The organism is Treponema sp. J25 (genome assembly GCF_004343725.1).
In the GTDB taxonomy this organism is placed as follows: Bacteria; Spirochaetota; Spirochaetia; order Treponematales; family Breznakiellaceae; genus J25.
Genome location: NZ_PTQW01000022.1, coordinates 19393 through 32431, shown reverse-complemented (window position 1 = coordinate 32431; position 13039 = coordinate 19393). Strand labels below are relative to the sequence as shown.

Sequence of the window (13039 nt, the reverse complement as noted above, 5' to 3'; positions counted from 1 at the left end):
GGCTAATTTTTTACACAGAAATGCGGCACCACCGCACGTCCGGCTCCACCTATCCCACCGCGAGCATCCCGCCCAGGTTTTTACAGCCGAAAGGAAACCTTCGGTTTTAAACCTTTAAAACGATGATCGGTTTGGATCACCGAGACAACCACACCAGGGCTACCGGCAATCCGACAATACTATTCTCGTCTCACCTCCCGGCATTCTCCCCATGGTATGGTCTTTGCGTCCACAGGCATTGTTAAAAGCCAGTTTTAACAGGAGAAAACCCAACGGGCCTTCTCCCTACCTATGAACACATATCTCTTTCAAAGAACGCCTTTTTTAAAGTATCCTTCCCAGAAAGGGAAGCAATTTTTACCACCGATAATGGGCAAAGGCCTTATTGGCTTCTGCCATCTTATGGGTGTCTTCTTTCTTTTTAACCGCCGTACCGGTGTTATTATACGCATCAAGCAGCTCCGCTGCAAGACGTTCACTCATATCATGCCCCGAACGAGCCCGAGCAGCCTGAATAATCCATCGCATACCCAGAGCTTCTCGTCGAGATTCCCGGATTTCCACCGGCACCTGATAGGTAGCCCCACCCACCCGGCGGGATTTTACCTCCAGCACCGGTTTTACATTATCAATCGCTTTTGTAAAAACTTCAAGGGCTTCCTTTTCGCTCTTCTGCTGCAGGATTTCAAGCGCCTCGTGAACGATCTTTAAACAAATCGACCGCTTGCCTTCCCACATCATCCGGTTCACAAACTTAGAAACCAGCACACTATTATATTTCGGATCTGGAGCCACAGGCCGTTCAATGGCCTTTCTCTTTCTTCCCATACCGTACTCCTCTTGTCGCTTTATGCCTTAGGACGCTTGGCTCCATACTTGGAGCGTCCCCGCTTACGATCTGCCACACCCAGCGTATCCTTTGCACCGCGGATGATATGATACCGCACACCAGGCAGATCCTTTACACGACCACCCCGCACCAGAACCACCGAGTGTTCCTGCAGGTTATGACCAATACCCGGAATGTAGGCGGTTACCTCCACCCCATTCGACAGACGAACACGGGCAACTTTCCGAAGAGCCGAGTTAGGCTTTTTCGGCGTGACCGTCATAACCCGGGTACAAACCCCCCGCTTTTGGGGACAGCCCTGAAGAGCCGGCGATTTAGTTTTAGAGGCAACCTTTTCTCTTCCAAAACGAACTAACTGGTTAATCGTTGGCATGAATACAAAACTCCCCTTTGCGCATCGTCAGCACCCGATGCGGATTTAACACTTATACACCGATTCTTTCGGTGCACTGGTACGCGCTTACTCTACCGTCTTTTTCGACGGTAGAGTACTATACCGTTCTCCCCATCCTTGGTCAAGAGGTTATTCCTCATCCTCTTCATCATCGTTCGTGTCGTAATCCTCTTCGATGGTTTGAACCACCTTCTCCTGCTTTCGTTTTTCAAGGATCTCCTGCATATAGAGATCCAGGTCTTTTTGGTTCTGATCGTAGAGCTTTACCGCCCGATACTGTTTCATCCCGGTACCGGCAGGGATAGGATGACCGATGATGATGTTTTCTTTAAGGCCCCGCAGGTAATCCACGCTTCCCGCGATAGCCGCATTGGTGAGCACCCGGGTGGTCTCCTGGAACGAGGCGGCCGACAGGAAGGAATCGATGTTAAGGGACGCCTTGGTAATTCCCTGGAACACCGGTCGGGCCACCGCGGGTTGCCCCCCTTCTGCAATAACCCGGGCGTTCTCTTCGTGGAATTTGAACTTGTCCACCATCTGACCATAAATAAAGCGGGTATCCCCTACTGAAACGATCTCTACTTTTCGCATCATCTGACGAATAATAACGCCGATATGCTTATCGTTGATAGAAACCCCCTGGAGCCGATACACCGACTGAATTTCGTCCATCAGGTATCGTTGCAAGGCATTCTCGCCTAGAATATGGAGAATATCGTGGGGGTTAGGGGCTCCTACACAGAGGGGTTCTCCCGCTTCCACCGTGTCGCCATCTCGCACCAAGAGCCTTTTTGCCATCGGTACGAGGTGTTTAAATTCCTTACCAAAGGCATCCCGGATCATGATGATCCGTTTGCCCTTTATGATACCTTTGAACTGGACCGTTCCCGAAACCTGGGCCAGCACAGCCGGCGACTTGGGTTTCCGGGCCTCAAACAACTCGCTTACCCGGGGAAGACCACCGGTAATATCCATAGCCTTAGCCGATTCCTTCAAGGTTTTGGCGATGGTTCGGCCCGCATGGATCTTCTCGTTTTCTTCTACAAGGAGATAGGCCCCCGCCGGCAGGTAGTAGGAACCCAATTCATTACCCGCCTCGTCGGTAATAACGATGCGGGGCTGCTTGGTTTCCAGCTGGAAATCGCTGATCCGTTTCTCTACATTGCCCGTTTCTTCGTCGATTTCCTCTTTTAATGTGGTACCGGGGATGATATCTTCGTACCGAACATATCCCGAAACTTCAGCAATGATAGGATCCGAGAAGGGGTCGAAGGTTGCCACGGTCTGTTCTGCCTGAACAAGCTGACCCTTCTTAACAACAACTTCGCTTCCGTTTCTGATTTCCACCCGCTGATCAGGGCCAATCAAGCACAAGCGGCCTTCGAGCACCATCGCATAGGCAATGTCAGAGGAGAAGATCGTCTCTCCCTTCCGCTGGATGATGGGGTCTCCCTTGAGCACCCGTTTGCCATCTTCTATCAGGAGTTCGTCCCCTTTTTGGAGTTCATACTCCTTCATTACCCGGTTAATCCAGACGTACCCTTTACGGGTAAAGAGCCAGTGGCCATTTTCGAGTTCCACATGGGAACCGGTAATGTCCCGAATGTAGGCGGGATATTTAAAGTATACCCGATTTTCTTCACTTACCTTGGTAGCGGCCCCACCGATATGGAAGGTACGCATCGTAAGCTGTGTTCCGGGCTGACCGATCGATTGGGCAGCGATGATACCCACCGCCTCCCCAATATCGACGGGCCGATTGGTGGCCAGATTCCGCCCATAGCACTTGCGACACACCCCATGCTTGGCTTCGCAGGTAAGGACCGTCCGGAGCCGAACCCCTTCGATACCTGCGGCTTCAATCGCATCGGCTATTTCTTCGGTAATCTCTTCGTTTACATCTACAATCACTTCGCCCGTGATGGGATGCTTCACCCTCTCCAGGGTGTAGCGGCCAACGATACGATCCTTAAGGGATTCGATAACGTCTTCCCCATCCTTGATAGCCGTATGAAGAATTCCATTGATGGTACCACAGTCTTCTTCGTTCACCACCACATCCTGAGCAATATCCACAAGGCGGCGCGTAAGGTATCCCGCATCGGCGGTTTTAAGGGCCGTATCGGCAAGACCCTTTCGGGCACCGTTGGTGGAAATAAAGAACTCGATAACCGAAAGCCCCTCTTTAAAGTTTGATCGAATGGGCAACTCGATGATGTCCCCCGAAGGCTTTGCCATAAGACCTCGCATCCCCGCGAGCTGTCGAATCTGGTTCCGACTTCCTCGGGCCCCCGAGTTAGCCATCATGTACACCGAGTTAAAGCCATCCCTATCAGCCTCCAGGGTCTTCATCATGATGTTTGTTAGTTCTTCGTTGGTTTTGGACCAAACTTCCACGACCCGGTTATACCGTTCTTCCTGGGTAATATGTCCCTGGCGGTACTGTTTCTGGATAGCCTCTACTTCCTTGTTGGCCTTCTCGATCATCTCGGCCTTTTCTTTAGGAATAACGATATCGTCCACCCCGATGGTAGCCCCAAAGATGGTAGCATACTTATACCCCGTGGCCTTTATGGCATCCAGCATCTGTACCGTTATCCAGGAGCCCGAATGCTTGAGCACATATTCAATCAGGGCCTTCAGTTCCTTATCTTTTAGTTCGTAGTTAAGGAAGGGCACCTCTTTGGGAAGCTCCTCATTAAACACGATTCGACCGGCGGTCGTTTCAATGTAGCCATCGGGACCAATGGTGGCTTCCACCCCCGTTTTTGTCCACACGGGTTGTTTCGGCGGCCGCACCTTGATAAGGGCCTCCCATTCCAGGGCCTTGCTTTCCACCGCCATGAGCACCTCTTCCGGTGAAGAATAGCGCCGCCCCGTTCCCTTGGCATTTTTCTTTATCTTGGTCAGGAAGTTAATCCCCAACACCATGTCCTGAGAGGGGAAGACGATGGTTTTACCATTCGCCGGGTTCAGAAGATTCCGGGCAGAAAGCATCAGGGTCCAGCATTCCATCTGGGCCGCATGGGTAAGGGGAACGTGGACCGCCATCTGGTCCCCATCGAAGTCCGCATTAAAGGCGTGACATACCAGCGGATGAAGTTTGATGGCCTTCCCTTCTACCAGAACCGGCTCAAAGGCCTGGATACCGAGTCGGTGCAGTGTAGGCGCCCGGTTCAGGAGCACCGGATGTTCCTTTACCACCTCGTCAAGGATGGCAAACACCTCTGGTGATTCCTGTTCCACCATCATCTTTGCTTTTTTGATATTATAGACCACGTCCTTATCGACGAGTTTTTTCATGATGAAAGGTTTAAAGAGTTCCAGGGCCATCTTGGTGGGAAGCCCACACTGCCACATCTTAAGTTCCGGACCCACCACAATAACCGACCGTCCCGAATAGTCAACCCGTTTCCCTAACAGGTTCTGCCGGAAACGCCCCTGCTTTCCTTTAAGCATGTCACTGATCGACTTAAGGGGTCGATTGGAAGCGCCCTTGACCACCCGCTTCTTCTTGGAGTTATCGAAGAGGGCGTCCACCGCCTCCTGGAGCATCCGCTTTTCGTTCCGGATAATGATATCCGGCGCGTTCAGGGCGATAAGCCGTTTAAGGCGGTTGTTCCGGTTAATAACCCGCCGGTAAAGGTCGTTTAAGTCACTGGTAGCGAAACGGCCTCCATCCAGTTGCACCATAGGCCGCAGTTCCGGGGGGATTACCGGGATTACCTGCAGAATCATCCATTCGGGTTTGTTACCGGAGTTACGGAAATTCTCCACAATCTCGATGCGCTTAAGGAGCCGCTTATCGCTTTTGGGTCCCTTTTCGATCATCTTGGCCCGCAGTTCCGCCGCAAGCTGATCCAGGTTAAGCCCTTCAAGGAGGGTACGAATGGCCTCGGCGCCCATGCCGGCGGTAAAGTTACCCCCGTATCGTTCCTGGGCCTCGTAGTATTCTTCCTCCGTGAGGATTTGCATCTTTTTAAGATCCGTATCACCCGGATCGATGACGATGTATTTTTCGTAGTACAGGATAGACCTGAGACTCGCCATGGGCAGATCCAGGAGCAATCCCATGCGGCTCGGCACCGAGCGGTAGTACCAGATATGGGAAACCGGGGCAGCCAGTTCTATGTGGCCCATCCGTTCGCGGCGGACCTTGAAGTGGGTAACCTCGACGCCACAGCGGTCACAGATAACCCCCTTGTACCGGATGGACTTAAATTTCCCACAGTAACATTCCCATTCTTTGGTGGTTCCGAATATCCGTTCGCAAAAGAGCCCGTCCCGCTCGGGCCGCAGGGTCCGGTAATTGATGGTTTCTGGCTTCTTTACCTCACCATAGGACCAGGCCCGAATCATCTCGGGCGAGGCCAACCGTATCATTATAGAATCAAAATCTTGAATATCCCGCATTCCCGCCACTCCTCTTAGAAGTTAGAGCCCTGTTTGGCGATAAGTTCCTCATCCCGTTCGGTAAGAGGAATTTGTTTCCCCTTGGCATCATAGATACTGATATCCAGCGCCAAGCCGCGGAGTTCCTGGACCAATACATTGAAGGATTCGGGGATACCCGCCGCCGTGGAAGGTTCTCCCTTGACGATGGCCTCATAGATTTTAGAACGGCCCGTCATATCATCACTCTTGATGGTAAGGAGTTCCTGGAGGGTATTGGCCGCCCCATAGGCTTCCAGGGCCCAGACTTCCATTTCTCCAAGCCGCTGCCCTCCGAACTGGGCCTTACCACCCAGGGGCTGCTGGGTAACCAGCGAATAGGGTCCGGTAGAACGGGCGTGCATCTTATCATCCACCAGGTGATGGAGCTTTAAGAAGTAGATAACCCCACAGAATACGGGGTTCACAAAATACTCACCGGTTCTTCCATCCCGAAGCATGGTTTTGCTGGTCACGGGGAGCCCCGCTTCTTTGAGTTTTTCCTCTATCTGCTCGGTAGAAGGGGACTGGAAGACGGGACAACTGTACCATTCATCCAGGGTACTTGCGGCCCATCCGAGTTCCGTTTCCAGGAGCTGACCGATATTCATACGGGAAGGAACGCCCAGGGGGGTAAGACAGATATCGAGGGGGGTCCCATCATCCATATAGGGCATGTCTTCCACCGGCAGAACCCGGGCCACCACCCCCTTGTTCCCGTGTCGACCGGCCATCTTGTCCCCTTCCCGGAGTTTCCGTTTGGTGGCAATCAAAACCTTGACCACTTCGTCGACACCCGGATTCAGGTCATCCCCTTCGGTCCGCTTCATCCGCTGCACGTCGATAACGGTACCTTCAATACCATGGGGCACCCGCAGGGATGAATCTCGCACTTCCTTGGCCTTTTCACCGAATATCGAATTGAGGAGCTTGAACTCAGGGGTGGTTTCGGTTTCGCTCTTAGGCGTCACCTTCCCAACAAGAATGTCTCCCGAGCGAACCTTAGCACCGATGCGGATAATTCCTTCGCTATCAAGATTATCCAGGGTCTTTTCACTGGTATTAGGAATATCCCGGGTGATTTTTTCGGGCCCCAATTTCGTTTCCCGCACCTCCGTAATAAACTCCTTGATGTGAATAGAAGTAAACATGTCTTCTTTCACAACCCGTTCGGAGATGAGGATCGAGTCCTCATAGTTATACCCATTCCAGGGCATAAAGCCTACCAGGATGTTCCGCCCCAGGGCGAGTTCGCCGTTCTTGGTAGCAGGTCCATCGGCAATAACCTGGCCGGCCACCACGTGTTCGTTCAATTTTACGATGGGCCGCTGATTGTAACAGGTATCCTGGTTGGTCCGCTGGTACTTAATGAGGGTGTACACATCCCGTTCATCGGGACTCTTGGCATCATCGGGGCGAATCACAATTTCGGTGGCCGTTACCCGTATCACCGTTCCCGACCGCTTTGCTTTTACTAAAACGCCCGAATCATAGGCGCACTTGGCTTCCATTCCGGTTCCCACCCGGGGCGGTTCAGGGAAGAGAAGCGGCACCGCCTGACGCTGCATGTTTGAACCCATGAGGGCCCGGTTCGCATCGTCATGTTCCAGGAAGGGGATAAGAGAGGCCGACACCGAGATGATCTGCTTGGGAGACACATCCATATACTGGATATCTTCGGGGCTCCGGGTGGTGTAGTCTCCCTGCCGCCGACAGGAAACCTGGGAATCGGCGAAGGTCCCATCCGGATTTAACCGGGCCGATGCCTGGGCAATGTAATACCGGTCTTCGTCCATGGCCGAGAGGTATTCAATTTCATTGGTCGCCCGGCCATTCACCACCTTTCGATAGGGGGTTTCCAGGAACCCAAAATCGTTTACCCGGGTATAGTTTGCAAGGGACACGATAAGACCGATGTTTGGTCCTTCTGGCGTTTCGATGGGGCACATGCGGCCATAATGGGTATAGTGGACATCCCGCACTTCAAAGCCCGCCCGATCCCGGGAAAGTCCCCCTGGTCCTAGAGCATTGAGCCGTCGCTTATGGGTAAGCTCCGAGAGGGGATTCACCTGATCCATGAATTGGGAAAGCTGGCTTGAACCAAAGAATTCTTTTATCGCCGCCACTACCGGCTTAATCGAAATAAGATCCTGGGGTTTAATCGTGTCCGTTTCTTTAAGGCTCATCCGTTCCTTGGCGATCCGTTCCATTCGACTGAAGGCGGTTTTCATGGTGTTCGCCAGGAGTTCACCCACGGACCGAACCCGTCGATTTCCCAGGTGATCAATATCATCGATGTTTTCTTCCCCAATAAAGACCTTGATCAGGTACTTCATGGTGGCGATGATATCCTGCTTGGTAAGGGTAAACTCTTCGATGGGGGGATTAAAGTTAAACTTCTTATTAAGCTTGTACCGACCTACCTTCCCGAGGTCATACCGTCGGCTGGTAAAGAACATGCCTAAAAGGTCCTTCTCGGCCGCTTCCACCGTAATAGGCTCTCCCGGCATGAGGGCCGCATAGACCGCCGAAAGGGCATCTTCTTTTGAAGGTTCATCCCGGCTGGGATCTTCTTTTACAAACTTAATCTCTTCCCGTTCAAAACAGTTAAGGATCATGGGGGAGTTAAGGGAATCTTCGGCAGAAAAATCTATGACTTCTACCGAAGAGACCTTATTCACCAAGAGTTCGTCCACATCGTGGGGGTGTAATTTTTCTCCTGCCCGATACAATTTTTTCTTTTCCGGACCCTTTTCTCCTTCTATATCGATCCATACCGCCTTTGCCAGCACCCGACCTACCAGGGAGCTTTGTTCCTCTCGATTGGCCGACACCGGAAGGGTCTCCGTTTTATAGAAGGCCTTTATGATTTCTTCCCGCCCTTCATAGCCAAGGGCGCGGAGGAAAATGGTCCCCAGGATACGTTTCTTGCGATCTATTTTGGCGTAGATAAGTTCCCGTTTTTGATCAATTTCAAACTCAAGCCAGGAACCCCGATAGGGAATAATCCGGGAGGAATACACGCCCTTCTCATGGCTAAAAATAACCCCCGGCGAACGGTGGATCTGGGAGACCACCACCCGTTCAGCCCCATTGATAATAAAGGTCCCCCGCTCGGTCATAAGGGGGATATCCCCCATGTAGATATCTTTTTGCCGGATTTCCCCTGTTTCCTGGAAGATAAGATTTATACGCGCCTTAAGGGGAATGGCATAGGTAAGACCCTTTTGTTTACATTCCTGCTCAGTAAATTTTATTCCCTCTTCATCGAGGGTATAGTACTCGTATTCAAGAACCATATCACCGGTGGGGCTCTCAATGGGGAAGGTGGTCCTGAAAACTTCTTCCAATCCCTGCATGAGTGGGGGTTCGCCCCGTTTAAGTCGCTCTCGCTGCAAAAAACGTTCATACGAAGAAAGCTGTATATCAATAAGATTGGGAAGCTCCATCACATCTTGAAAATCCTTCCCAACATAGATCCGCTTTACACCCTTGTGTTCCATATTCATTCACTACCCCCTGTGGACACTATCCTTTTCGCCTCTCTGTTCCGGATAGGTTCCCCTCCAATCAGGATCGCCTCCTGATCACTTTATTCTACCATCGGCACAATTTGTTATTTTGTAATGACACAAAAAGGCCCCGGCCGCATGCTCTTTTGCACCCAACCGAGAGCCTTTCTTGTAGTGAGACAAGGACATCCTTTCTCTCACCACAGCAACGAGGAATGAACTGTTGTATCCTACTACATTACTGGATTTCAACCGTACCGCCAGCGGCAGTGATCTGCTCCTTAATCTTATTGGCCTCTTCCTTGGAGACATTTTCCTTAAGAGGCTTCGGAGCTCCCTCGACGAGGTCCTTCGCTTCCTTCAGGCCCAGACCAGTAATGGCCCGAACTTCCTTAATAATAGCGATCTTCTTGGATTCGTCAAAGGCCTTAAGGATAACGGTAAATTCGGTCTTTTCCTCCGCCGGAGCCGCCGCCGCTGCGCCAGGAGCAGCCCCAACCGCAGCCACCGCCACGGGCGCCGCCGCGGAAACACCGAATTTCTCTTCCATTGCTTTTACCAGTTCAGAAACCTCAAGAACGGTCATCGAAGCGATTGCTTCGATAATCTGGTCTTTTGTTAACGCTGCCATATTATCTTCTCCTTACAACAATGTTACCGTTGCATACACAACAGCTATAACAGGGACCGACAGGAACGGCAGCCATCCGAAGCCTGAAGGCCCATACGTACTATTTTTTGTGTCCGGTCCGGTTCTTACACAAACTAGACCGCCCTTATTAAGGCCCTGACCCAGCCTGCTGCCTAATTCTTCCCCAGGCAACAAGCCAGTCCCCTCCCCCTTTCCGGGGAAGAGCCTTACGCGGCCCCCTCTTGTTTCTTGTCGGCCACCGCTTTAATGGTCCGCACCAGGCGAGCATTAATATCGTTCAGCGCAGAAACCAGGTTTCTGGCGGGAGCATTCATCACCGACATCAACATAGCGATAAGCTCGAGCCGACCGGGCAATTTCGAGAAGGCCTCAATCTGTTCTGCCGTATACACGGTAGAACCTACCAGGCCTCCCTTTACCTTAAGAGCGGGAACTTCCTTCGCAAACTCCAGGAGGATCTTCGCTACCTCGTTAGAATCCCGGGGAGATATGGCCACCGCCGTGGGCCCTACCAGATACTGCTCCACATTGGGGGCAGAAAGCTGCTCAAAGGCAATGCGGGCAAAATTGTTTTTTACCACCTTAAACTGAGCATCCTTTGCCCGCAACTGTTTACGAAGGGCAGTAATCTGTTCTACCGTAAGCCCCCGGTAATCGGTAAAGATAAAGTCCGGCGCCTTCCTAAACTGCTCTTTCAGTTCCTGGATAAACGAAACCTTTGCATCCTGCACTTTCTTAGCAACAATCGCCATGGTCTACTCCTTATCCTTCAGGGCAACCCATACACCGGGCCCCATGGTCGATGAAAGAGACACGGACTGGATAAAATCACCCTTTGCATCGGCCGGCTTCTTTCGCTGAATTTCAGAAAGCACCGTGGCTGCATTTTCCGCAATCTTTTCGGGGTCCATAGAAACCTTTCCGATTGCAAGATGCACCACCCCGGTTTTATCAGCCCGAAACTCCACCCGTCCTTTCTTAAGCTCCGAAATAGCCCCTTTCAGGTCAAAAGTAACCGTCCCGGTCTTCGGGTTTGGCATAAGCCCTTTCCGACCCAGGATCATACCTAACTTACCCACGTCTTTCATCATATCAGGGGTAGCCACTGCCACATCAAAATCGAGCCAGCCCCCTTTGATCTTTTCAATAAGATCATCGGAACCAACGTAGGTAGCCCCTGCTTCTTTCGCTTCCTTTTCCTTATCACCCTTGCAGAAAACCAAAACTTTTTTTTCTGCCCGGAATTGATGGGGAAGGACCACCGTGTCTCGCACGGACTGGCTCTTTTTCAAGTTCAGCTTCACTGAAAGATCTACCGTTTCATCAAATTTAGCAAAGGCAAGTTTCTTTACGAGTTCCGCCGCCGCTTTCATATCATAGGTAGCGGTGGGGTCGTATTTCTTTAACGCCTCAAGATATTTCTTTCCTCGCTTCATACTACCACTCCACCTCTACACCCATAGAACGGGCGGTTCCCGCGATGATCTTCTTTGCCGCTTCCAGGTCGTTGGCGGAAAGATCGGGCAATTTCATCTTTGCTATTTCTTCCAGCTTTGCCTTAGAGAGCTTACCCACCTTTACCTTATGGGGCTCCGCAGAACCCTTTTCGATGCCAATAGCCTTCTTAATCAGGACCGAGGCCGGAGGCGTTTTAAGGATAAAGGTAAAAGACTTGTCGTTATATACGGTAATAACGACCGGAATAAGCAGTCCCGGCTCCATCCCCTTGGTGCGATCGTTAAATTGCTGCACAAACTGGGGAGCACTCACACCGTGAGGACCAAGGGCTGGCCCTACCGGCGGAGCAGGCGTTGCCTTGCCAGCCGGGCACTGCAATTTAATAATTGCGGTGACCTTTTTCTTAGCCATGCATTTCTCCTTCTGTGGTATACCCGACCCAACACGGGATCGGGGCTGCGTTCCCGCACAAACTGCGGAAACTCCCATCCAGGAGGCACCTATTTATGGGAAGCGCATCGGGATTTCCCGATCTCTTCCATAAAAAGAGAAAACCTCTCGTAGGATTCACTCTACAGTTTTTCCACCTGCAAGATATCTACTTCTACAGGCGTAGTTCGACCAAAGATACCCACCAGCACCTTTAACTTATTGCGTTCAGGGTTTACCTCTTCGATAGTACCAGTAAAAGACTCAAAAGGCCCTTCGATAATCTTTACCTGCTCGCCCGGAGCAAAATTCTGACGGGCCCGCACTGGCCGTTCACCTTTTAATTCACCGGCCTTTTGTAAAATAGCCCGCGCTTCTTCCGGATTCAACGGCTGAGGCCTTTTGTTTGCAGGGGTTCCTACAAAACCGGTAACTCCCTGAATACTCTTAATTTTTGAACAGGTTTGTTTCCACCCTATCTCAGGAAGATCCATTTCAATGAGAAGATAACCGGGCAAGAACTTACGGCTTACCGTTTTTTTCTTACCATCCTTTACTTCTACAACCTCTTCGGCAGGAACCTTTACATCCCGAACAATCTCGCGATCCAGTTCTCCGGATTCGAGCATCATGCGAATGGTTTTTTCTATCTTATTTTCATACCCTGAATAGGTATGAAGCACATACCAACCTGCCGCCATGGGTATCCTTTAATCCTTTAAAAGAGGGCTTCAATTCCCAACAACAAAAGAGCATCCACCAACCCGAGCACAAGCGCAAAAATAATGGTAGAAACTATAACAACCTTTACGGAGCTTATCACATCTTCTCGGGAAGGCCACACAACCTTTTTAAGCTCTCCATAGGACTCTTTAACAAACTGAATCAGCTTCTTCATACCCACTTCCTTCCAGACATAAAAACAAAAACACCTCTCCCTTCTCCCGAGGTGTTACACCGGAAGTTTTTTACTTCCTTTTTTATCCCTTTCTGTTGCTATGCAACAGCCTTTTTATTAACAACAGGCCAGGTAGGACTCGAACCCACAACACCCGGTTTTGGAGACCGGTGCTCTACCATTAGAGCTACTGGCCTAAAATGCTCGCTTACTTTATTTTCGTTTCCCGATGCAACGTATGTTTCCGATCAAACTTGCAGTACTTGCTTAACTCCAGCTTTTCCTGCATAGTGCGACGATTCTTCTTGGTAGTATAATTTCTCCGCTTACATTCAGTACACTGCAGGGCTATCAACTCCACCGCTGTTTTCTTGCTTGCCATACTATTCCCCTTCTACACTATCAACTGAAACCA

Annotated in this window: 11 protein-coding genes and 1 tRNA gene; all 12 read right to left on the bottom strand. The window is 51.0% G+C overall.

Going from position 1 to position 13039, the window contains the following annotated elements; genetic code table 11:
• Positions 1-357: 357 nt before the first annotated feature.
• Positions 358-828: a 30S ribosomal protein S7 gene (gene rpsG, locus C5O22_RS08010; protein ID WP_132780714.1), complete on the bottom strand. Its 471-nt coding sequence runs from the start codon at positions 826-828 to the stop codon at positions 358-360.
• 20 nt (positions 829-848) lie between these two features.
• The gene (gene rpsL / locus C5O22_RS08005; RefSeq protein ID WP_132780712.1) at positions 849-1223 is read right to left on the bottom strand and encodes a 30S ribosomal protein S12; all 375 of its coding nucleotides are present in this window, start codon (positions 1221-1223) and stop codon (positions 849-851) included.
• A gap of 150 nt (positions 1224-1373) precedes the next feature.
• Positions 1374-5657: a DNA-directed RNA polymerase subunit beta' gene (gene rpoC, locus C5O22_RS08000; protein ID WP_132780711.1), complete on the bottom strand. Its 4284-nt coding sequence runs from the start codon at positions 5655-5657 to the stop codon at positions 1374-1376.
• Between the two features lie 14 nt (positions 5658-5671).
• Positions 5672-9184: a DNA-directed RNA polymerase subunit beta gene (rpoB, locus tag C5O22_RS07995; RefSeq protein ID WP_132780710.1), complete on the bottom strand. Its 3513-nt coding sequence runs from the start codon at positions 9182-9184 to the stop codon at positions 5672-5674.
• 241 nt (positions 9185-9425) lie between these two features.
• The gene (gene rplL, locus C5O22_RS07990) at positions 9426-9818 is read right to left on the bottom strand and encodes a 50S ribosomal protein L7/L12 (RefSeq protein WP_132780708.1); all 393 of its coding nucleotides are present in this window, start codon (positions 9816-9818) and stop codon (positions 9426-9428) included.
• Positions 9819-10045: 227 nt separating this feature from the next.
• Positions 10046-10591 (bottom strand): 50S ribosomal protein L10, encoded by a 546-nt coding sequence (gene rplJ / locus C5O22_RS07985; RefSeq protein WP_132780707.1) that lies wholly within the window; start codon positions 10589-10591, stop codon positions 10046-10048.
• A 3-nt stretch (positions 10592-10594) separates the two neighbouring features.
• Complete coding sequence (gene rplA / locus C5O22_RS07980) at positions 10595-11275, bottom strand: 50S ribosomal protein L1 (protein WP_132780705.1); 681 nt, start codon at positions 11273-11275, stop codon at positions 10595-10597.
• Between the two features lies 1 nt (position 11276).
• Positions 11277-11708, bottom strand: coding sequence for a 50S ribosomal protein L11 (gene rplK / locus C5O22_RS07975; protein WP_132780703.1), 432 nt, complete (start codon positions 11706-11708; stop codon positions 11277-11279).
• Between the two features lie 161 nt (positions 11709-11869).
• Positions 11870-12427 carry a transcription termination/antitermination protein NusG gene (gene nusG / locus C5O22_RS07970; protein WP_132780702.1) on the bottom strand — a complete coding sequence of 186 codons (558 nt, stop codon included), beginning with the start codon at positions 12425-12427 and terminating at the stop codon, positions 11870-11872.
• A gap of 17 nt (positions 12428-12444) precedes the next feature.
• Positions 12445-12624: a preprotein translocase subunit SecE gene (secE, locus tag C5O22_RS07965; protein ID WP_132780700.1), complete on the bottom strand. Its 180-nt coding sequence runs from the start codon at positions 12622-12624 to the stop codon at positions 12445-12447.
• 124 nt (positions 12625-12748) lie between these two features.
• Positions 12749-12821, bottom strand: a tRNA-Trp gene (locus tag C5O22_RS07960).
• An 11-nt stretch (positions 12822-12832) separates the two neighbouring features.
• Entirely contained in the window at positions 12833-13006 is a 174-nt protein-coding gene (rpmG, locus tag C5O22_RS07955; RefSeq protein WP_132780699.1) for a 50S ribosomal protein L33, read from the bottom strand.
• Positions 13007-13039 lie beyond the last annotated feature (33 nt).